The organism is Lactobacillus helsingborgensis (genome assembly GCF_000970855.1).
Lineage (GTDB): Bacteria > Bacillota > Bacilli > Lactobacillales > Lactobacillaceae > Lactobacillus > Lactobacillus helsingborgensis.
Map to the genome: position 1 here is coordinate 1,194,360 of NZ_KQ034046.1, position 22,122 is coordinate 1,216,481.

Sequence of the window (22,122 nt, forward strand, 5' to 3'; positions counted from 1 at the left end):
GATTATGACACTTAAATATCAGATTGGCGTTGATGCCGGGGGAACGCATACTACTGCTATTGCCTATGATCTTAACGGTGAAGAAATAGAGCGTTCTCAAGCCGGTCCTGGCCAAGTAAACACAAATTATACCAGCGCAATTTCAAATATTACTGAAGCGATTAATAAATTAATAGACCAAATTGATGGTGACTGCCAAAGAATACTTTGTGGTATGGCTGGCTTATCTGTCATTGGACATGCACCTGAAGTAGCTGCTGAAATTTCTGCTAAAGCCGAAAATTTACCTACTAGAGCAATTACAGATTCACTTCTGGCATTATATAATGGTCTGGAAGGAGAAGACGGGGGTCTTGTTATTGCCGGCACGGGTTCTGTCTTTAATGGCTTGCAAAAAGGCAGGATAATCACAACTGGTGGCTATGGCTCCATATTAGGAGATGAAGGTTCGGGTTATGCAATCGCACTTTCCGCATTAAAATCTGCTTTACTCAGTTGGGATAAACGAGAAGATAACGAGTTGATTTCCCTTTTTAACCAACTTTTTAAAGTAGACAATTTGACTGACGCAACTGCTAAATTTTATAAAACCAGCAATGCGGATTTTGCCTCAATGGCAGTAGAAGTGGCAAAATTGGCAGACAAAGGCAATAATTTTGCCATAGCTGTGATCAAGGAGCAAGCTGAATTACTTGCAAGAGATATTATCATCGGTATGGACAGATATGATGAACCTAAGCCAATGAAAATTGCACTGACCGGTTCCGTCTTAGCTAACAATGGCATGTTACGTGATTTCTTGGAGAATAAAGTTCATGCGAAATATCCACACGCACAATTTTCGATTTCCAATGGTGAAAATGCCCGCGGAGTAGTTTTTGATAGAAGTAAAGATTACCGCTATTTCACTAGTCATTAATTTTTTAGAATAAATAAAGACCAGAATTTTGCTTTTTAACAAAATTCTGGTCTTTTACTTGTTACTTAACTAGAGCAAATCTGCTTATCTGACTGTGTTATTCTTCAACTTTATTAATAACTACGTCAAATTTACCGCCAGGTGTCGAAATAGTCACAGTTTCGCCCTTTTTCTTGCCCAAAATTGCTTGAGCAATTGGTGAATCATTAGAAATCTTGCCATTCATTGGATCAGATTCATCACTACCAACAATAGTGTAAGTTTCCGGCTCGTCTTCGCCCACTTCAGTATAGGTAACTGTCTTACCTACAGCTACTTCATCTGGATCACTAGCATTAGCATCAACGACATGAGCATACTTAAGCATTTCTTCAACAACGCTAATACGATCCTCTAAATGACTTTGTTCATCCTTAGCTGCATCGTATTCGGAGTTTTCAGACAAGTCACCATAAGAGCGGGCAACCTTAATTCTTTCAATTACTTCTGGTCTTTTTACTACTTTTAAATTTTTTAATTCTGCCTCTAGCTTTTCTTTACCTTCAGCAGTCATTGGATATGATTTTTCAGGCATAAAATTTTCTGCTCCTTAAAGTTAAAATTCCTTTTGCACTGGTATATGATATTAACTTAATTGTTTAAAGTCAACTATTAACGTATTTCCGCTTTCAGGTGCTCTTCCAAGGCACTATTAATTGAGTTCATAGCTTTGGAAACAGTTTCATCTGTTAGAGTGTCATTTTCATTTAGGAAAATTAAACGATAAGCAAAACTCTTTTTGTTCTCAGCAATATGAGAACCATGATAGACATCTATAATACGCAAGCTATTGAGATATTTACCACCATTTGCTTTGATAACATCTTCAACAGCTTGGTTTGTAATTTCCTGATCTACTAAGATTGAGAGATCACGTTCAACAGCAGGGAACTTCGGTGCAGTTTGTGCTGTGGTATGAGGATTTATGATTAATGGTACCAGGGTTTCAAGATCTAATTCGTATCCGTAAAGCTCACTGCCCCGCATGGCTTTGCTCAAATCTGTTACCGCACGACCAATCATGCCAATCATGCCTACATAATTACCTTTAATGTAAATGCCTGCGGTTCTAGTAGGATGCATATGCACTACTATTTCAGCTTTATATTCAACATCTTTCAAATCAATTCCCAAAGCTAAGAATAAATTGGTCAGTTGCCCTTTAACATAGTAAAAATCAATTTTTTCATTATCATGTTGCCAGTTTTCAAAATAAACATTGCCACTATACAAAGTAGCAAGATGTTCGTGCTCATTATAAGTATTATTCTCAAAATCATAAACGCGGCCCTGCTCAAACATTGCTAATTGATTTTGCTTACGTGCCATATTATAGCTGGCGGCATCAACCAAACCTGTCATTAAATTTTGTCTTAAAGCTGACCGATTGGAATTTAAAGGCATTTGAATTTTAACCAGTTTTTTAGGTTTCTTTGTGAAGGCTATTGCTTTTTCTGGAGAAGTTAAAGAATAGGAGATAGCTTCTATTAAGCCTTGTCCTTGAACGATATTTTTTATGCGCCTAATAGTTTCTTCAACTTTAGAATAGCCACCATGTGTTTCTGCCAGCACTGGCTGAGTTGATTTAATATTGTCATAGCCATATAAGCGCCCTACTTCTTCCACTAAATCAGCTGGAATAGCAATGTCCCAGCGACGCGCAGGAACATCTACAATTAAATCATCATGATTAATTTCAACTTTAAAGTTCAGACGGGCAAAAATGGCGGCAATTTCCATTGGAGAAATCGCAGTACCCAATACTTTATTAATATAAGAAATAGTTGTTTTGATTTGAACAGGCTGCCGCTTTTCAGCACTACCGGTAATGACACCCTCATTGATCTCTCCAGCAGCATCGTTTCGTAGAAGTAAAGCTGCCATATCTAAGGCTCTAGTTGTTGCATCCCAGTTAACGCCCTTTTCATAACGACTAGATGCTTCTGTCCGATTAGCGTGACGCAAAGCAGCTTTTCTAATTAAGGCAGGATCAAAAATAGCAGACTCTAACAAAACATCCGTGGTATCAGCTTCTATTTCTGAATTAAGACCACCCATAACTCCAGCCATCATTACTACGTCTTCACCGTTAGTGATTACGATGTCGTTAGGGTCAAGATTAACTTCTTTATTATTTAACAAAGTCAGCTTTTCATCTTTAGCAGCTTTCCTAACAACCAACTTATTTGTATTAAAAGCACGAGCATCATAACTGTGCATTGGCTGACCAGTTAAAAGCATAATATAGTTCGTAACATCGACAACATTATTAATTGGTCTAATGCCCGCATTCCACAGCCGTCTTTGAAGCCAAAGAGGGCTATCACCAATTTTGACATTACTAATTTTGCGTAAGTAAAATTTGGGTGCCAGCTTCGGATCAACGTCTACTGTAAAATCGTTAGTCCAATCCGGACCAACTTCTTTAAGGGTTACATCTTCAACTTTGACTGGTGTATCAGTAATAGCACCAACTTCATAAGCCGAACCTTCCATAGATAAAGTGTCTGCACGGTTAGGGGTAATGTCAAAATCAAAGATATAATCATCCATCCCTAAAAGCTCAAATGCAGATTGTCCTGGTTTGATGTCTGCATTTTTGGGGAAAACAAAGATGCCGTCAGAGTATTTTTCAGGCACTACGTTATCAGGGAAGCCAATTTCTTGTAAACCACAGATCATCCCATTTGATTCAGTACCGCGTAATTTACTTTTTTTAATTTTAACGTTATCAGCGATTCGGGCACCGGGCAAAGCCACAACCACATCTTCTCCAGCAGCAACATTGGGGGCTCCACAAACAATCTGATGGGGTTCTTCAGCGCCAACATCAACATGAGTAATATTCAGGTGCGTACCAGCTATCGGCTCACAATCAATAATATGACCTACAACCAGCTTTGTCATACCCTCTTGGGGATGTTTAACTTCTGCTACTTCAACACCTGTACGCGTTATTTTTTCAGCCAAATCCTTAGGATCTTGGTCTAACTCAATAAAATCCTTTAACCAATTATATGAGACAAGCATTATCTCTCCTCCTTGCTGAATTGTTCTAAGAAGCGAACATCGTTAGTATAGAAATCACGAATATCATCAATACCGTATTTAAGAATGGCAAAGCGGTCTAATCCCACGCCAAAGGCAAAACCACCGTATACATTAGGATCAACACCAGCATTTTTTAAAACATTAGGGTGGACCATTCCAGCTCCTAAGACTTCAATCCAGCCGGTATACTTACAAATGGAGCAGCCCTTGCCATCGCAATTAAAGCAGGAAACGTCCATTTCTACAGATGGCTCGGTAAAAGGAAAGTAACTAGGACGCAAGCGGGTTTCACGGTCTTGACCAAAAGTGTGCTTGGCCATCAGTTCTAAAGTTCCCTTCAAATCACCCATCGTAATGTTCTTGTCCACTACCAGACCTTCCATTTGCATAAATTGGTGTGAGTGAGTGGCATCATCATCATCGCGCCGATAAACTTTACCCGGCCCAACCATTTTCAAAGGGCCTTTAGCAAAATCATGCTTTTCCAAAACGCGTGCTTGGTCTCCTGAAGTTTGAGTACGCAATAAATCTTCAGAATCAATATAAAAGGTTTCTTGCATATCCCTTGCTGGGTGGTCTTTGGGCAAGTTCATCATTTCAAAACAATAATGATCAGTTTCAATCTCTGGCCCTTGAACTACTTCATAACCCATGCCGATAAAGTATTTTTCAAGATCATCCAAAATAATATTAATAGGATGCTTTGTTCCATGGTGCAGCTCACGTCCTGGCAATGTAACGTCAATTTTTTCTTTAGCTAATTGCTCTTCAACTAAAGCCTCTACTATTTCATTCTTAGCATCATCAAGTTTATTATTGAAAAGGTCACGCAACTTATTAACGCGTTGACCAACTTCACGTCTGTCACTGGGATCAATATCCTTCATAGAATGCAGAATTTGAGTCAATTCACTTTTACGTCCAGTTAATTTGACCCGAACATCATTTAACATTTTCTCATTCTTAGCTTTGTCGATCTCAACTAGACCTTTTTCACGGAGCTCTTTTAATCTGTCAAATAAGTCCATTATTCTTTCCTTTCAAATCAAACAAAAAAGCTTCATCCCAAAAGGGACGAAGCTTCGCGGTACCACCCTAGTTTGGACAAAAATGTCCACACTTTGAATTTCGCTAACGGTGAATACCGGAATGGATTAGATTCTACTAATAAGATGAAATTCACAGTTCCGTTTAAACTTTTCTCTCAGCTCAATAAAAAAGTTTCTCTGATTAAATGATTGCTGCTACTAGTCTTACTCTTTGTAATTAGTTACTAGAATATATCATTTCTCAAAAACTTGCAAGTGCATACGAAATTTATACCCATTTATCTGCCCAGGTATGAATTTGATCAAAAACAGGCTTTAATTCCTCTCCCTTTTTGGTCAAACCATAAGAAATAATTTTGGTTTTATCATCAACTGAGCGCTCTACAATATCTTCCTTTTCAAGTTCTTTCAGTCTTTCAACCAAAACACGATCTGAGCAAGCCATAACACAACGAGCTAAGTCCTTAAAGCGCATATAATCTCCGGCACAAAGCGAACTAATAATTAGTCCATTCCATTTTTTACCGATAATTTTAAACGCGTTAATGAAATGTTTGCAAGATTCATAATCAGGAGCACCGCAATCCGCACAGCGTTTTTCCTTAATACCTTGAGTCATGATACCGTCCTCCCACAACAAAGTGTTTATTTCGCCTTTTATTATATTAAATATACTTACTAAAAACAAGTATAATCGTCTAGGAGAAGTAATAAATGATTATCCCTGCTGCGACTGCCGCATTTAATGACTCGGCTTGGCCCTTGATAGGAATATATAACTTTTCATTACTTAGTTTTGCTATTTCTGTAGTAACACCATGAGCTTCGTTGCCAATAACAATGCCTACTTGCGGTACTTTTTCAAACTCGGGTAACTGTTTGGCATTTTGATCTAATAAACTAGCATACACAGGAATTGCATTGTCTTGCATTTCTTTTATAACAGTTGGTAAATTTTCCATGATTAAATTAATATGGAATTGACTGCCCTGCATTGCTCGTTGAGTTTTAGGATTATAAATATCAACGCTTTCCGGTGCAAGCACAACGCCATCAAAGCCTGCCGCATCAACTGTTCTGACAATAGTTCCCACATTACCGGGGTCAGCCAGATGATCCAGTAGAACCCATTTACCGAAATTAAAATGATAATTTTGTGGTTGTGAAATCTTGAGGATCATAAAAATATCCTGCGAATTTTTTGTACTTGTAAGATGACTGGCAACGAGAGTATTAATTTCAAGCACATTTTTACTTTCCAGATTAATGGAAAACTTTTTCGCCAGGTGCAGTAAAGCCTCCTCAGTACCCAAAAGATAGATAAATTTTTCCCCAGCTTTCAATGCTTCTTCAACAAGATGAAAGCCCTCAATTAAATATAAACCAGTTTTTTCACGGTATTTTTTTTGCTTTAATTTAGCTAAATTCTTAATAACATTATTATTGACAGAACTTATTTTTTTTGACATTAAATCAGCTTCTTTCATCTTAATTAATATATTGTTTTAATTTCAACCAAATAAAATGTTAAAATCAAGAAAGCAATGTAAGAAAGGACTATTATGGGATTTTTTAAGCGACACAAACAGGAAAACAAAAATACTTCTCAAAAAAATTCCGCAGAGACTTGGCAGCTAACTGTATCGGGCATTGTTCAAGGTGTTGGCTTTCGCTGGAGTGTATTAAATTTGGCCCAGCAAATGAAGATTGCAGGCAATGTCCGTAATAATAACGATGAAACGGTCACAATTACTTTGCAAGCGGGCTTAAACCAAGTCAATCAGTTTTGCTCTGAACTGCCCCAAAACATTTCACCGTTTGCTAGAATATCAAACATCAAAAAAGAAAAGCTGTCAAATGTAGCCAAAATGAGTGGTTTTCATGTATTATATTAGTTATTGGCAAAAAATAATAATTGGGTGAATTGAATGAAAAAATTTCGTAAATATATTGGATTGATTATAGTTTGTTTGGCGGTAATGTTAATTGTTACTGCCTGTGCTCAAAATGGCAGAAAGCCGCCTACGGATTTTCTTTATGGCACAATTTACAAGTTTATCGGCAAGCCTTTACAAAACATTATGCTCTATTTTTCTCACGTAATCGGTGGGGAAAATGGTGCAGGTTGGGCTATTATCCTGATGACCTTCGTAGTCAGAATGGTACTTTTACCACTAATGCTTAACCAGCAAAGAAAAGCCACAACACAACAAGAAAAAATGGCAAGACTGCAACCGCAGATGAAGTTGATCCAAGAGACGATGAAACGCAAAGACCTAACCCAGGAGCAGCAAATGACTGTGGCAGGATGGCAACGTCAGCTTTATTCCCAAAACAACATTTCTTTAACCGGTGGAATGGGTTGCCTACCGTTAATTATCCAATTCCCAATCATGCTGGGAATTTATGATGCTGTGATGTATTCCAATACATTAGCCAGTTCCAGCTTTTTTGGAATTTCATTAAGTAACAGATCGGTTTTAGTAACGATTTTTGCAACAATCTTTGCTTTCTTGCAAGGCTATATTTCCTTAGTGGGCATCCCTAAAGAACAGAAAAAGCAAATGCAGTCAATGATTTTAATGAATCCCATTATGACTCTCTTTATTTGCCTATCTGTTTCAGGTTCGGTAACCCTATACTGGGCAGCCGGAAACTTCTTTTCCGTTATTCAGCAATTGATTGTAACATTTATTATCATGCCTAAAGTTAAAAAAGAGGTTGATGAAGAATTAAAACGGGAACCTATGACCCAAGTCGCTACTAAAGAGAAAGTCGCTGAATTGATTAATAATCAAGCTGCTAGCCCAGCTCAATCTGAACAGACTAAAGAATTACATGAAAATCTCCGCAATCGTAATAAAGGCAAACAGCAAAAACGTCCATAATTATGAGCGCTAAGCAAAAGACCTTTAAGTCGTGATCATCGACTTAAAGGTCTTTTTGTTATTCTTTTTGCTCTTTTGAGGCTTGTTCATTTTCTTCGCGCTGGCGTAGTTTTTTTGCCTGGGACTCAGACAGTGCAGGAAAGACCATGATAAATTGGCTTCCCTGACCTTCAACAGAGTCGACACTTATGTTACCGTGATAACTAGTTACAAGCTTTTGAGCTATTGATAGACCTAAACCATTACCGCCTTTTTCACGAGTGCGTGCTTTATCAACCCGATAAAAGCGATTAAAAATTTTGCCTTGTTCTTCTTTTGAAATGCCTTCACCAAAGTCTTGGACTATAATATGGACCTCATCTTGGGATAATCCGGCTGAAACATTCATTTCTTTACGATCGGTAGAGTATTTAACGCCGTTATCTATTAAAATTACCAACAGCTGCTCTAAATGTCCCTGGTAAATCTGAATTTCAGTATCAGCTGGCAAATCGTCCATGTCTAATCTGATTGTAAAATCTTTGTGAACTAGTGACATATCACCAACAACACGTTTCAGGACTTCAGAAACTTTAGTAACTGCATAAGGATATTGCACATTAATTTGTTCTGCACGCGTTAAGTCCAACATTTCTTGAATTAAGTGCTGCATTCTCTTTGCTTCCTGCAGTGAGGCATCGATTGACTCGTCTAAAATTTGCGGGTCATCTTTTCCCCAGCGCTTTAACATACTCAAGTGCCCCTCAATTACAGCTACTGGGGTCCGGAGCTCGTGAGAAACATCGCCCACAAATTCTTTTTGCTGGTCAATATAACGCTGCATGCGATCAAGCATTTGATTAAAGGAAACAGCTAATTCTTGTAATTCATCGTGCCGGTGAAAATCTCTGATCCTGATAGTACTATTAGGATCATCATTTACTTCCAAAGCAACATGCGACATTTCTTTTATTGGTTTCACAATGTCACGTACGATTATAAACGCTACTAAAGTGAAAAAGATTATTGCAGCAACAGAAATTCGCGCCATCCATTTAAGCAGATTTTTCATCAACCCGTTATAGTAAGTCATTTTGTTTGCCACAACTATATAGCCAGTGACTTTGCCTGAACGGGCCGACCGAACTTTTTGATATGTAATCAATTCTTCACGGCGATGTTTAAAAACATGAACTACCTGATGATCACCTTTAATTTTTTTAAAAGGCGGAATTGCACTGCCATTATCAAAAACGTCTTCTTTACGCAGATTATAAACTACCACGTTTAGATCACGATTAGTTAAAGACGACAAAAGATCGTCATTAAAAGCACTCCTATTGGGCTGATCCGAACTAATTGGCGGATTGCCCTTTAAAACTTCTCTAGTAGAGGGAGTTAATGCGGGTACAACATTAGAGATTTCTAATTGAGTTGGTATTCTATTCAAAGTACTATTGAGTTTAGAAACAATTTCATTTGAGGTCTCTTTTTGCTGCCCCATTGATTGCTGACCAATGAATGAATAAATTATGAATGAAAAAACAATAAAAGAGACCATGATCGTCAATGCAACGACGCTTACCCACCGTACAACAAGTGACGAATGTTTGGTCTCTTTTTTGTTTTTCTTTTTATTTCTTTTCATCATCCTCATCTCTTACCATATACCCAGTTCCACGAACCGTCTTAATATAAGATTGTTTGCCTGGAACATCAATCTTGTTTCTCAGATAACGAACATATACTTCTACCACGTTTGTTTCGATATTTGAACCTGGGCCCCAAATCTTTGATAATAACTGGTCACGGCTAACAACATTATTCTTATTCTTAATTAATGTCATTAGCAAATTGTACTCACGTTTAGTTAAATCAACGGCTTTACCATCACCACGACGAACAATTCTGTTTGCAGTTTCAATGGTAAGGTCTTTAAATTTAACTACTTTCTTCTCAACTGAATCATCGGAAGCATCTTTTTCAATCTTGACACGACGTAAAACTGCACGTAAACGAGCTAGCAGTTCTTCAATGGCAAAAGGTTTAACGATATAATCATCGGCACCATGATCAAGGCCGGAAACCCGATCGATGACTGAATCCCGAGCCGTCATCATAATGATTGGTGTACTTTTAACTTGGCGCACTCTACGAGCAATTTCTAATCCATTCAGATCAGGCAGCATCAAGTCCAATAAAATTGCATCAAAATCTTCTTTTAAAGCTAAGTCCAGTGCCTTGCGGCCATTACTTTCGACAACTGTGTCATATTTTTCATGCTTTAATTCCAATTCAACGAAGCGAGCCAAATTCTTTTCATCTTCAACAATTAATATTCTTGCCATTTTTGTTCATCCTTTTTTAAAATTTAATTTCGGTTTATTTAATTCATATCTTAATCAACAATTAAAGCATACTTTAAAAATGCTTTTAAAACAAGATTAAAAACCAGCATTTCAACAATACTGATCTCATAACTTATTTAATTATTTTTATTTTCATTATTCAAGTTTTTATTATTTTCCGTAAACAAATCTTTTAATTTAGCAAAGGCGGGATTAACTTGTTCTTTTTGCTCTTTAACGAAATCATCTTCAGAAATTACCGACCAGCCTTTTCCTCGAGGATAAAGATTCTCCTGCTTCTCTTTTTTAGTTAAAATCGTTGTCGGAATGTGTAATAAAATATTATCTTCAATCGCCTTTTGCAAATCAATAATTTCATTTTCTACCTTGACAATGGGGATCTCGCTTTCAGCACTCTCCTCTTTTGCCACATCAGTATCAGTATAATTCTCGCTAAAGTGAAAGTCTTCTTGGAAATCAACCGGTTCTAGACTGCGACTGGAAGGGACAACTAGCTGGGCTACAACGTGGAAATCCCCTGTAACATAGGGCTGATTATAAAAGACAGCTCCAGATAGCTTAATATTTTTTACCTGATAAACTAAATTCTGGCTACGCTTTAGAAATTCTTTTTCTGGTTGCACTTCACACTCAATATGAGTCAATGGCTCTTTACTATTTTTAATCTGAGCAAAATTAAGTGTTAACATTTTAAACCTCCAGCGGCTTGCGACCAAAGTTTTGATCAACTTGCATCAATTGTTCATAGAAACGATCAACACGTATTTGCAAATTCAGCGATCCACTTTTAGTGTTTTTTTGATCAACTTTAGAAATCACGTCCGCAGTCGTATCTTTTCTAATTTTCTTAAGATACTTTCGTCCTAGTTTGCTATAACCTAAAAGGAGCAGCGATTCATGGTTAAAGCTGTTAACCATATCATCTTGAGTCACATTTAATAGCGTATACAGACTAAGCCGGCGCAGACGAGAATAAGTATATCTTTTAGACTTGATCATACGTAAAAATTCGGTAAACGATTGTGCGTTATGAATTTCATGTTTCATTTTATACTCAAGTCCTTCGCTCATTTGGTAAACTTGCTGCAAATCTTCTAAAGAAGAAGATTCAAGCCGATATTTAAGAAATGGAAACAATAGATTCCAATTAGGATAAGCTTTTTGCTTAAAAAGCAGCTGTACCTCTTTTTTCGGCAGCCATTGTTCTAACGTACAATTATTTTCATTGTGCAGAATTAAATTACGAATTGCACTGGCACTTTGAACAACCTTGTTATTTTGCAAAACATCATCATGTCCTGCTCCAATACGATTAATTGGGTGTAAAACTAGCGGTGTACCTAAATTATGATTAGCTACAGCATACGCAAGTGCCAAAATAGCATTAGGCTCATTTACCTCATGTCCAACCTCACGTGCCACCATTTGATTATACTGAGTTGAGTATGTTTGACTGTAATCATTAAAATCCATGTGACTTTGAGGTATTTCAGCAATTTTACTACCCAAATAAGCAAAGTTTTGCGTAGCATCTTCAACACCAAAGATTAGATCGGTAACCCCGACTTTAGCTAGTTGATCAATGCTGCCAAGAGCAAACAAGTCAGCCGGCTCAACGGAAGTTGAAAACGGCAATTCGAATACTAGGTCAGCGCCGCTTTCAAGAGCAGCCTGCGCCCGAGTCCATTTATCCATGATTGCCATTTCGCCTCGTTGGACATAGTTACCGGACATGATCACAACTATTGGGTCTTTATTTCCAGCTATATAGCGCGCCTGATTCATCAGAAATTCATGCCCACTATGGAAGGGATTATATTCCGCGATGATCCCTACAACACTCATGGTCAGTTAGTCTTCCTCTAATTCCAATTTTTTACCGTTGGCCCACAGTTTTTCTACATTATAAAAATCTCTGGCTTCTTCGGTAAAAACATTCACTACAACATCACCTAAATCAAGTAAAAGCCAATTTGATTCGCTCGTACCCTCAACGCGGTAGTCATAATAATCCGCTTTATGAGCTTCATCTATGATCGCGTTAGCTATAGCATGTAACTGTCTATTTGATCCGGCACTGGTGACAACATAATAATCAGCTAAAATACTATGCCCTTGCATATCAAAAGCAGCTGTATTTTCACCGTGACGATCACTAATTGCTTTTAAGGTAAAACTTAATATTTCTTTACTAGTCATTTTTCTCCTTATTTTTTTATACTCCAAACATTGTAAGCATTTAAAGTTCGTGGATAAATCTTATTCCTTTTTTCAATTAAAAATTCAAGGGTATGTGCTAATTGGTAACCGACACCTTCATTAAGATTAGCATAAGTTATCTTACGCGCTTCTTCAACTCCGGGAAATGATCTGCCGGGTTCAATAAAATCTGCCATATACACAATTTTGTCCAAAGTTGTCATCTCAACGTCAGCGGTAGTATGTCTGCTTACAGCCGTTAAGATTTCCTCATCATTAATTTTTAAATCACGTTGAATAAAATAAACACCAACAATTCCATGCCAAATGCTCCGGTTCCAATTTAATAAATCTTGATCAAAACCTTGAGTTTTAATTACTTCACGGTATTCAGAAACAGGAACCTGCTTGGCATAATCGTGAACAAAGCCGGCCAAAGCCGCTTTATCCTGATCATAATGATTAAGTTCAGCCAATCTAACTGCTGTTTGACTGACACCAACGCAATGTTCAAAGCGGTCAGCTGTCATGTTGCTTTGCTCTCTAGCAATTATTTCAGCACTGCTTAGAGGAGAATAGGTTTTTGCAAAAAATAAATCACTCATGATATAGACCTTTTTTCTGAATATAATTTCTGACTGTATCAGGTACTAAATACCTAATTGAACCACCAATTGTAATTGTCTGCCTAATTAGTGTAGAACTAACTTCAATTTCAGGAATATCAACCCAAATCATTGGCAGTTTTGCTTTTTGAGGATAACCTGCTCTTTGAACTCCCACTAGTGTAGCTAATTGTGCTAGCTTGGTTGGTTCCTTCCATTCATTTAAATTATTAACCTGATCACTGCCCATAATTAAATAATAATGATTTTCGGGTTGAGTTTCATGCAAATATCTCAAAGTGTCAATCGTATAGGAAACGCCTCCACGGTATAATTCGAATAATTTCACTTGAAACCGAGGGTTGTCTTGAGTTCCTAATTCAAGCATATTTGCACGATCTTGCGCAGACGCAATTGGCTCATCTTTTAAAGGTGGCACATTAGTAGGGATAAACCAAATTTCATCCAAATGCAATTTGGTTAGTACTTGTTCAGCCACTATTAAATGACCAATATGAATTGGGTTAAAAGTCCCACCAAAAATACCAATTTGACGACCTTTCTGGGGTGCTAATTTTTCTTCAGCTACAGCCACTGTAGGTGTTTTTTGATAATTTTTTGCAATAGCGATCATTATATCCTCTATATTAACGCACGTCTAATTCCCAAGCCAATTTGACCAGGTGTATAAATTTTAACTAAACAATTTGCAGGAACAGTGATAAAACCGATCCCGCCAAAAAGCAAGTCACTTTTATTACTAGTATGATATTCCTGCCCCTTTAATGATGGCAAATTATCTTCTTTAGTCGGTGGACTCAATAATTCACCAATGTGCTTGGTATAAAAAGCATCAGCATTTGCCGTCTTGGTTCTGTGAATGTATAGACCACGAGCCGCATAAACTGTGAAACTAGCTTTTTCACCTTTTAAGAAGTCTACTCGCCCTAAACCTGCTAGAAAGAGACTATTACCGGGGCTTAACTGAAACGTTACCGGCTTGAGCTGTTTTTGCGGTGATACCACTGCTAATTCTTTGGTATTCAAATGTGTAACCAATTGATTTTGGGTCAATATGCCGGGAGTATCTATTAAGAAATGACCATTTGCCAAAGGAATTTCAATTTTAGCTAAAGTTGTTCCCGGAAAACGTGAGGTCGTGATCAGATTTTTAACATCTCCCATTTGGTCAACAATCGCATTCAAAAGAGTTGATTTTCCTACATTGGTCATTCCCACAAAATAAACATCTTGCTCACGTGATTTCTGATCTAAATACGTTATTAACTGAGTTAGATTTTTCTTGTTTTTAGCGCTGACTAAAAATATTTTTTTGGGAAACAGTCCTGCCCTGTTAGCTTCTTGTCTCATCCAATCCTTGATTTTGCTTTGTCGGGAATTGTCGGGAAATAGGTCAAATTTATTACCCACCAGTATAAAATCATTTTCACCAATAAAACGTTTAAGTGACGACAATAAAGAATTAGTAAAATCAAATAAATCAACCACATTGACGACTAAAGCCTTTTTTGTAGCTAAAGAATTCAAGAGCTTTAAAAAGTCATCATTATCGGCATTGACAGGCATAATTTCATTATAATGACGCAGCCGAAAGCAACGCTGACAGTAAATATCGCTGCCTTCATCTCCACTTTCTATTGCCTGTTGCAATCGTGAAATTGGCAGATAACCAGCTTCTTGCGGGTTATCAGATTGAAGAACAGCACCACAACCAATACAAACAATTTGATCATCCATTTTTTAACGTCTCCTTAAATGTAACTGGGTGCGAAAAGTTGAGAAAAAAGAAAATAATTTTTTCAAAAAAACGATTAATACGGGTATTCCATTTGTCAGTTTGAATAAGAGGCTCAACCAAGACAGATTTGACACCAGCTAAATTGCCAGCTTGAATATCGGTAATTAACTGATCTCCCACCATCATTACCTGTTCTTTTTCTAAGCCCATTGATTTTCTTTTTTTACTAATCGCAAATGGTAACGGCTTTTTAGATTTAGCAACAAAATCAATGTGATAGGGATTTAAAACTTTCCCTACCCGTTCAGCATTATTATTGGAAATTACCACCAACTTAATTTGAGCTTGTGCTAATTTTTTATTAAAGCTATCCATTTTTTGAGCAGTTTCAAATTCGTTCCAAGCTAAAAGAGTATTATCTAAGTCAGAAAATACAGCTTTAATATTCATTTGCTGCAGCATATCTGGATCTAAATGATAAATCGTATCAATAGTATAGCGTGGCCTGAATAACATCCAATTTACCTTTCATCTATTATTGCACTAGTTTAATATATCAAATTATTAGCTGCAAGTGCTAAATTTTGACATAAAAAAACGGCGCCATAAGCGCCATTTCAAATTAATTTAAAGCCTTTTTAGCAGTTTCTGCTAATTTCGCAAAGGTCTTTGAATCGTTATAAGCAATATCAGCTAACATCTTACGGTTAATGTCAACACCAGCTAATTTCAAGCCGTGCATTAACTTAGAATATGAAATATCATTTTGTCTTGCTGCAGCATTAATTCTGGCAATCCATAACTTTCTGAAGTCGCTCTTACGTCTTCTTCTGTCACGGAACGCATATCTGTAAGATACAAATAATTGAGTACTTGCAGCCTTAAATTGCATATGCTTTGCGCCACGGTAACCCTTGGCAAGCTTCATAATCTTCTTACGACGTTTACGTGTAACTGTTCCACCCTTAACTCTTGGCATCTAAAATTCCTCCTAAATATCGTTTTATTTGTTTAATTAACGCATTTGAGAGAGCATCTGTTTGATGCGCTTCAAGTCGCTGCGTGAAACCATTGCAGCCTTTCTCAAATGACGACGTTGTTTCTTAGTCTTGCCGTGGAAACGGTGGCCAGTAAAAGCGTGATGACGCTTTAATTGACCAGAAGCAGTTCTCTTAAAACGCTTTGCAGAAGCGCGGTGGGTTTTCATTTTTGGCATTTTCTAATTCCTCCAAATTAACTATTTATTTTTGTCACTCTTCGGAGCGAGCATTAAGAACATTGAACGGCCTTCCATCTTAGGCTTGCTAGTAACAGTAGCAATATCAGATGTGGCTTCAGCCATTTTTTCCAACACTTCACGACCCAGTTCCTTGTGAGTGATTGCTCGACCTCTGAACCTGATCGAAACGCGTACTTTGGCACCTTCTTTAGTGATAAACTTACGCGCGTGCTTTAATTTAGTGTTAAAATCGTTACCCTCAATCGTTGGGCTCAAACGAATTTCTTTAACACTGACCGTTTTAGACTTTTTCCGAGATTCTTTAACCTTCTTTTGTTGCTGGAAACGGTACTTACCATAGTCCATGATACGAGCAACAGGTGGCTTGGCATTAGGCGAAATTAGAACTAAATCTAAATTTGCAACACTTGCTTGGCGCAAAGCCTCAGTCTTGGTTACAACACCAACTTGTTCACCATCTTCATTAATTAAACGAACTTCGCGTGCGCGAATTTGGTCGTTTAATATCAAATTCCTTGGAATAATCATTCACCTCCATGTTAATCTGAGGACAAGAAAAAGACGGGTATAGTTCTACCCGCCCATAATCAACAGAAAATATCGATCAGCCCAGAGGTTTACTTAACTTAGGCGAGAAGCGGGAAGCTTCTTCTTGTTCTCAACTAAAACGATTATACTCGCATTTACTATTTGTGTCAACGAGATATATTTTAAATCTCATTGCAAAATTATGCTAACTTTTTGTTCAGTTTATTACCAATTAAAGATAAAGTAAAGCAAACAATAAAATAGAGCAATGTTAGAGCGGCAAACATAGGCACAATATAATTAGCATTTTGACCGTATATTACCTGTGCGTGTTGCATCAGTTCTGGAACAACAATAATAGTTGCTAAGGAAGTATCTTTAATTAAAGAGACAAACTGACCAATTATAGTAGGTATCATGTGCCGGTATGCCTGCGGTAATACAACGTGCCATAATGCTTGCACAAAAGACATGCCTGTCGATCTTGCCCCTTCAATTTGACCAATAGCTACTGACTGAATGCCAGACCGCACAATCTCTGCAATCATGCTGGATTCAAAAATTGTCATCGCGATAATTGCTGACAAAATTGCACCGGGTCTTAAACCAATATTGGGCAAGCCAAAATAGGTAAAAAAGATAATTAATAGCAAAGGCAAATTTCTAACGATGTCAATAATAAAGCCAACAATTGCTGAAATGAATTTAAGTTTAGCATAGCGGATAATTCCGAGAATTGACCCTAAAATGAAACTTAAAACAATTGCAAAAACTGAAATAAATAATGTGACCGCTAAGCCTTTTAATAAGAAACCAAAATTTAACCAAGATAAGGCATTAATCCATGTTTGCATTTTAGTTCGCCTCCCTATGCCAATTTCTTTTCCAGATGCCGCATATAGTAGCTCAGTGGCATTGTAATCAACAAGTACAAAATACCTATTACCAAATAACTGTTAATCGTATCAAAAGTGACAGAAGCAATGGCGTTTGCTTGGTACATTAAATCAAAACCTGCAACAAAAGCTAAAATTGACGAATCTTTAATCAAATTGACAAATTGATTGCCTAGTGGTGGAATAACTATTTTAAAAGCTTGCGGCAACACTATATAGCGCATTGCTTGCTTATAAGTCATGCCTGTTGACCGTGCACCTTCCATTTGACCGGAAGACACTGATTGTATACCAGAGCGAATAATTTCAGCAATAAATGCAGAAGTGTAGAGAAATAAACCAATTGTACCAGCAGTAAAACCATCAATTTGTACAAAATATTTCGGTACTATTAAGTAAAAAAACATTACGATGATTAGTAAGGGAATATTGCGGAAGATTTCAACGTAAATTCGACCAATTTTATTGGCAAGTTTATTGGGAATAACCTCCAATAAGGCTAATAAAACTCCGAAAATAAGACTAAATATTAAAGTTAGAAAGCTTGACAAGATAGTCCAGCCAAATCCTGAAAACAGTTGACTACTAAAATTATTGAAGATATGGATCATTTAATATACATCTCCTTATAGTTAAATCCAGGAACCTGACCGAACCATTTTTTAATTAAGAGATTGTATTCTCCGCTTTTTTGAATCTTATGAATTGCTTGATTTATGGCTTTATGAAAAGGTCCTTGATTTTTATTTACTGCAATACCATAAGGTTCTTTAGTATAAGTTCCTCCGGTTACTTCAAGGCTTCCAGAACTTTGTGCTGCTAAACCATATAAAATGCCATTATCACTAGTCAAAGCATCGCCTTGATGCGACTTTAAAGCAGAGACTGCTTGACCATAGTCTTGCATTGCAACGACTTTGGCTTTGGGTGCCACTTTTTTTATTGCCTCAACCGAATTATCTCCGACAATACCGATCACAGTTTTACCATTCAGGTCGCTTGGCTTTTTAATTTTTGATCCTTTAGGGACAAGAAACGATTTACCTGCCTGAAAGTACGGCTTAGAAAAGCTAATAACTTTTGCCCGTTCCGGTGTAATTGTCAAAGTTGCGATAACTGCATCCACATTGCCGTTTTTCAACAAGGGTATTCTTGATTGGGAGGTGGCAAGAGTAAAACGGGCTTGACCTTTTGGACCTAAAATTTCTCTGGTAATGGCTTTAGCCATATCAATATCAAAGCCTTTTTCTCTATCATCTCTAATATCAATTAAACTAAATAGTTTTTTGTCACCTTCAACTGCCCAAGTAATGGTATTAGTCGAATGTACATTTTTCAAAGCAGATTGGTCAGTGACTTTATTGCCACAACCCGACAAAAGAAAAATTCCTAAAAACAACAAGATTGAGCAAACAAGTTTTTTCATGATATTTGCCCCTTCCTTAATGTGTAATTATTTTACTTAAGAATTGCTGGGCACGGTCAGTTTTTGGCCGCTCAAAGAAAGACTTGCTGTCGTCATCTTCAACAATCTGACCTTGATCCATGAAGATAACGCGGTTAGCTACTTCTTTGGCAAAACCCATCTCGTGAGTCACAATCAGGGAGGTCATATCACTTGCCGAAGTTATTTTTTTGATTACTTGTAAAACTTCATCAATCATTTCGGGATCAAGTGCTGAAGTTGGTTCATCAAAAAGTAATAATTTGGGGTGCATTGCTAAAGACCGTGCAATTGCTACACGCTGCTTTTGACCACCAGATATTTGTGCTGGCATATTATGTGCTTTATCAGCCACTCCTACCATATCAAGTAAATGCAGTGCCTGCTTTTTATTTTCTTCTTCAGGTATATGACTGACAATTCGAGGAGCAAGCATTACGTTTTCTAAAACATTTTTATTTTTGTAAAGATTAAAATGCTGAAAAACCATGCCCACGTCTTGACGCAATCTATTTGAATCTGTTTTGGGATTGGACAAATCCTGGTTATTAACAATTAATTTTCCGCCTTGGATTGACTCTAAACGATTAATAGTTCTAATTAGAGTACTTTTGCCTGAACCGGAAGGCCCGATTAAGACAACTGTTTCACCCTGATCAATTTGCAAATTGATATTATGCAACGCGTGAAATTTGCCATAAAATTTCTGCACGTCACGAAATTCTACCATTGACATATATATGCTCCTTTTTAGCAGTTTTAATTTAACTAACTAAACCAAGCTTTTTTAACAATTGATTAATTAATCAAAAGTGCATCCCGTCAACACTACATTTTGTTACTCGACGTGCAAATTTTAGCGGTTTCTACATTTAAGGTTTAGCCATTAAATTATTTTGCCTTTTCTATAAATAACAATTTTTATCCTTTACGTGAATATGATTTAACATCTTGATCGATTTCGTTAATGAATTCGTTAAAGTCCTTAGCCACTTCTTCTTCTGTACCATAGCGACGAACGTTGACACTATTGTCCTTGAGCTCTTTATCACCTAAAACAAGAGTGTATGGTACTTTTTGAGTTTGCGATTCACGTATTTTGTAACCTAATTTTTCGTTACGTAAATCTGCTTCTGCTCTGAAGCCGCGCTTATTCAATTCATCGCGAACTTTCTTAGCATAGTCAGAATGAGCATCAAGGTTAACTGGTATCACTTCTACTTGAACTGGCGCCAGCCAAGTTGGAAAGGCACCCTTGTAAATTTCAATCAGGTAAGCAATGAAACGCTCCATAGTACCGACAATACCGCGGTGAATCATAACTGGACGATGTTCTTCACCATCTTGACCTACATAACTTAAGTTAAAGCGTTCTGGAAGCATAAAGTCCAACTGGATTGTGGACATAGTTTCATCAGCACCTAACGCCGTCTTAGTCTGAATATCAAGTTTAGGACCGTAAAAGGCAGCTTCACCTTCAGCTTCGACATAGTCAAGACCCATGTCGTCCATTGCCTTCTTCAGCATTGCCTGACTTCTTTCCCACATCTCGTCATTAGCAAAATACTTTTTAGTATTCTTTGGATCACGGTATGAAAGTCTGAAGTAGTAATCCGTGATATCAAAGTCTTTGTAAACGTCTAAAATCAAAGTCAAAATCTTAGAAAATTCACTCTGTACTTGGTCCAACGTGACAAAGGTATGACCATCATTTAAAGTCATTTCCCGTACACGTTGCAAACCTGATAAAGCACCCGATTTTTCATATCTGTGCATCATACCCAACTCTGCAATTCTAATTGGCAGTTCACGGTATGAACGGATATGGTGCTTGTAAATTTGAATATGTGACGGACAATTCATCGGCCGCAGTTCAAGCATTTCCCCATCGCCCATATCCATTGGTGGAAACATATCGTCACGATAATGTGCCCAGTGTCCAGATGTCTTGTATGCGTCAACATTCATTAAAACTGGAGTATATACATGTTGGTAACCGTCAGCCACTTCTTTGTCAATAATATAGCGTTCAACTACTCGGCGAATTGTGGCTCCTTTTGGCATCCAATAAGGTAAACCAGCACCAACCTTAGGATCAACAAAGAATAAATCAAGGTCGCGTCCGATAGTTCGGTGATCACGTTCTTTAATTTCTTCACGACGCTTAATATCGGCATCTAAATCAGCTTTTTTAAAGAACGCTGTTCCGGAAATTCTTTGAAGCATTGGGTTTGATGATTGACCTTGCCAATAAGCACCGGCAACCGATAACAACTTAAATTGTTTAATTTTGCCCGTATTTGGCAATAGGGCTTCAAAGCCAAAATCAACAAAATCACCTAATTTAAAGACATGCACTTGATCGTCTTTTTCATCTTTTAGCAACGCACTCTTATACGGGTCATTCTTAAAAATTTCGGCAAGCTCAGCTTTTGGCAGAAAAGAAGATTCAATCTTATCTCCTGCTTTGATTACTTTTTTGATTGCTTTTTCAAGTTCCGGCAGTTCACTAACTTTGATTTGATTTTCTTTGTCAGTGTCAACATAAAAACCATCATCATCTGCTGCGTGCTCACCAAAGTGAATCTCTGGATATGCTTTCTGCGCAACTGCTTCAAAAACAAAGGCTACTGTTGCTCTTAAAATATCTAGACCAGCTTCATCCCTATCAGTAATAATAGCAACACTGGCATCTTGGTCTAATTTGTAATCTAAACCAACAATTTGACCATTTACTTTTGCTCCAAGAGCTGCTTTACCTAGAGATGTAGCAATACCATGTGCTAGTTCTGAAACTGTGACTGCCTCAGTAAAATCTTTTTTTGAGCCATCAGGCAATGTAATTGAAAAACTCATTTTTTCCTCCGAAAATTTAAGAAATAAAAAAGTCCCAGTGCAATTAAGCACTGGGACGTTAATTAACGTGGTTCCACCCAAAATTTAGTCCAAAAACCTAGACTATCTCGTTGTAGATTGTTAACGGATCTAACCCATTTTAAAATTTTAGGTACGAATGAGTGGGTTGCAAACGCTAATGGGGGCTTCCAGAATATTGCCCTCTCTCTGTGGTGCGTAGCAACATGTTCATTCATTGCAGTTAATTATAGCCCAATAATTTTTTAATGCAAGTTTATTTTCATAGATTTACAGCAAAATA

General features: G+C 37.3%; 25 protein-coding genes and 2 other annotated features. Of the genes, 3 read left to right on the top strand and 22 right to left on the bottom strand.

The features are described 5' to 3' along the window. Positions 1-4: 4 nt before the first annotated feature. A complete protein-coding gene (locus tag JF73_RS05540; RefSeq protein ID WP_046327302.1) occupies positions 5-919 on the top strand; it encodes an N-acetylglucosamine kinase in 915 nt (304 codons plus the stop codon). A 97-nt stretch (positions 920-1,016) separates the two neighbouring features. Here JF73_RS05540 and greA read toward each other — a convergent pair whose 3' ends face one another. The 5 genes from greA to JF73_RS05565 all read right to left on the bottom strand — a co-directional run bounded on the left by greA (position 1,017) and on the right by JF73_RS05565 (position 6,527). Then, a complete protein-coding gene (gene greA, locus JF73_RS05545) occupies positions 1,017-1,493 on the bottom strand; it encodes a transcription elongation factor GreA (RefSeq protein ID WP_038523243.1) in 477 nt (158 codons plus the stop codon). 77 nt (positions 1,494-1,570) lie between these two features. After that, positions 1,571-3,988, bottom strand: a complete 2,418-nt coding sequence (pheT, locus tag JF73_RS05550; RefSeq protein WP_046327303.1) for a phenylalanine--tRNA ligase subunit beta — start codon at positions 3,986-3,988, stop codon at positions 1,571-1,573. Further along, positions 3,988-5,037 (bottom strand): phenylalanine--tRNA ligase subunit alpha, encoded by a 1,050-nt coding sequence (pheS, locus tag JF73_RS05555; RefSeq protein WP_046327304.1) that lies wholly within the window; start codon positions 5,035-5,037, stop codon positions 3,988-3,990. The genes pheT and pheS overlap by 1 nt, the downstream gene beginning before the upstream one ends. Positions 5,038-5,076: 39 nt before the next feature. Beyond that, positions 5,077-5,279, bottom strand: a binding site (T-box leader). Between the two features lie 47 nt (positions 5,280-5,326). Then, positions 5,327-5,677: a winged helix-turn-helix transcriptional regulator gene (locus tag JF73_RS05560; RefSeq protein ID WP_038523253.1), complete on the bottom strand. Its 351-nt coding sequence runs from the start codon at positions 5,675-5,677 to the stop codon at positions 5,327-5,329. 79 nt (positions 5,678-5,756) lie between these two features. Further along, positions 5,757-6,527: a TrmH family RNA methyltransferase gene (locus tag JF73_RS05565; protein WP_046327305.1), complete on the bottom strand. Its 771-nt coding sequence runs from the start codon at positions 6,525-6,527 to the stop codon at positions 5,757-5,759. 93 nt (positions 6,528-6,620) lie between these two features. Here JF73_RS05565 and JF73_RS05570 point away from each other — a divergent pair, with 93 nt between their 5' ends. Then, on the top strand, positions 6,621-6,953 hold the full coding sequence (locus tag JF73_RS05570; RefSeq protein WP_046327306.1) for an acylphosphatase: 333 nt from the start codon (positions 6,621-6,623) through the stop codon (positions 6,951-6,953). A gap of 33 nt (positions 6,954-6,986) precedes the next feature. After that, positions 6,987-7,946: a membrane protein insertase YidC gene (yidC, locus tag JF73_RS05575; protein WP_046327307.1), complete on the top strand. Its 960-nt coding sequence runs from the start codon at positions 6,987-6,989 to the stop codon at positions 7,944-7,946. A 58-nt stretch (positions 7,947-8,004) separates the two neighbouring features. On the opposite strand, the gene JF73_RS05580 is transcribed toward yidC, so the two are convergent. From JF73_RS05580 to thrS, 17 genes are all read right to left on the bottom strand, one after another. Continuing rightward, complete coding sequence (locus JF73_RS05580; protein WP_143435086.1) at positions 8,005-9,582, bottom strand: HAMP domain-containing sensor histidine kinase; 1,578 nt, start codon at positions 9,580-9,582, stop codon at positions 8,005-8,007. Further along, entirely contained in the window at positions 9,560-10,273 is a 714-nt protein-coding gene (locus JF73_RS05585; protein ID WP_038523265.1) for a response regulator transcription factor, read from the bottom strand. The genes JF73_RS05580 and JF73_RS05585 overlap by 23 nt, the downstream gene beginning before the upstream one ends. A 137-nt stretch (positions 10,274-10,410) precedes the next feature. After that, complete coding sequence (locus JF73_RS05590; RefSeq protein ID WP_046327309.1) at positions 10,411-10,983, bottom strand: DUF177 domain-containing protein; 573 nt, start codon at positions 10,981-10,983, stop codon at positions 10,411-10,413. A gap of 1 nt (position 10,984) precedes the next feature. Beyond that, positions 10,985-12,139 (bottom strand): nucleotidyltransferase, encoded by a 1,155-nt coding sequence (locus JF73_RS05595; RefSeq protein ID WP_046327310.1) that lies wholly within the window; start codon positions 12,137-12,139, stop codon positions 10,985-10,987. Between the two features lie 6 nt (positions 12,140-12,145). Beyond that, complete coding sequence (gene rsfS, locus JF73_RS05600) at positions 12,146-12,493, bottom strand: ribosome silencing factor (RefSeq protein WP_038523274.1); 348 nt, start codon at positions 12,491-12,493, stop codon at positions 12,146-12,148. Positions 12,494-12,501: 8 nt separating this feature from the next. Then, positions 12,502-13,098, bottom strand: coding sequence for a bis(5'-nucleosyl)-tetraphosphatase (symmetrical) YqeK (yqeK, locus tag JF73_RS05605; protein WP_046327311.1), 597 nt, complete (start codon positions 13,096-13,098; stop codon positions 12,502-12,504). Next, positions 13,091-13,732 (bottom strand): nicotinate-nucleotide adenylyltransferase, encoded by a 642-nt coding sequence (locus tag JF73_RS05610; protein WP_046327312.1) that lies wholly within the window; start codon positions 13,730-13,732, stop codon positions 13,091-13,093. The genes yqeK and JF73_RS05610 overlap by 8 nt, the downstream gene beginning before the upstream one ends. A gap of 8 nt (positions 13,733-13,740) precedes the next feature. Continuing rightward, a complete protein-coding gene (gene yqeH, locus JF73_RS05615; RefSeq protein WP_046327313.1) occupies positions 13,741-14,856 on the bottom strand; it encodes a ribosome biogenesis GTPase YqeH in 1,116 nt (371 codons plus the stop codon). After that, positions 14,849-15,373, bottom strand: coding sequence for a YqeG family HAD IIIA-type phosphatase (locus tag JF73_RS05620; RefSeq protein WP_046327314.1), 525 nt, complete (start codon positions 15,371-15,373; stop codon positions 14,849-14,851). The genes yqeH and JF73_RS05620 overlap by 8 nt, the downstream gene beginning before the upstream one ends. A 106-nt stretch (positions 15,374-15,479) precedes the next feature. Further along, entirely contained in the window at positions 15,480-15,836 is a 357-nt protein-coding gene (gene rplT, locus JF73_RS05625) for a 50S ribosomal protein L20 (protein WP_034980161.1), read from the bottom strand. A 36-nt stretch (positions 15,837-15,872) separates the two neighbouring features. After that, positions 15,873-16,073: a 50S ribosomal protein L35 gene (gene rpmI / locus JF73_RS05630; RefSeq protein ID WP_034980158.1), complete on the bottom strand. Its 201-nt coding sequence runs from the start codon at positions 16,071-16,073 to the stop codon at positions 15,873-15,875. A 21-nt stretch (positions 16,074-16,094) separates the two neighbouring features. Further along, the gene (gene infC, locus JF73_RS05635; protein ID WP_082229344.1) at positions 16,095-16,625 is read right to left on the bottom strand and encodes a translation initiation factor IF-3; all 531 of its coding nucleotides are present in this window, start codon (positions 16,623-16,625) and stop codon (positions 16,095-16,097) included. 19 nt (positions 16,626-16,644) lie between these two features. Continuing rightward, positions 16,645-16,757, bottom strand: a sequence feature (ribosomal protein L20 leader region). A gap of 68 nt (positions 16,758-16,825) precedes the next feature. Next, positions 16,826-17,479: an amino acid ABC transporter permease gene (locus tag JF73_RS05640; RefSeq protein ID WP_038523292.1), complete on the bottom strand. Its 654-nt coding sequence runs from the start codon at positions 17,477-17,479 to the stop codon at positions 16,826-16,828. Between the two features lie 14 nt (positions 17,480-17,493). After that, positions 17,494-18,132 carry an amino acid ABC transporter permease gene (locus JF73_RS05645; RefSeq protein ID WP_046327315.1) on the bottom strand — a complete coding sequence of 213 codons (639 nt, stop codon included), beginning with the start codon at positions 18,130-18,132 and terminating at the stop codon, positions 17,494-17,496. Beyond that, on the bottom strand, positions 18,129-18,947 hold the full coding sequence (locus JF73_RS05650; protein WP_046327316.1) for a transporter substrate-binding domain-containing protein: 819 nt from the start codon (positions 18,945-18,947) through the stop codon (positions 18,129-18,131). The genes JF73_RS05645 and JF73_RS05650 overlap by 4 nt, the downstream gene beginning before the upstream one ends. Before the next feature lie 16 nt (positions 18,948-18,963). Next, positions 18,964-19,701: an amino acid ABC transporter ATP-binding protein gene (locus JF73_RS05655; RefSeq protein ID WP_046327317.1), complete on the bottom strand. Its 738-nt coding sequence runs from the start codon at positions 19,699-19,701 to the stop codon at positions 18,964-18,966. Positions 19,702-19,886: 185 nt separating this feature from the next. Then, entirely contained in the window at positions 19,887-21,821 is a 1,935-nt protein-coding gene (thrS, locus tag JF73_RS05660) for a threonine--tRNA ligase (protein ID WP_046327318.1), read from the bottom strand. Between the last annotated feature and the right edge of the window lie 301 nt (positions 21,822-22,122).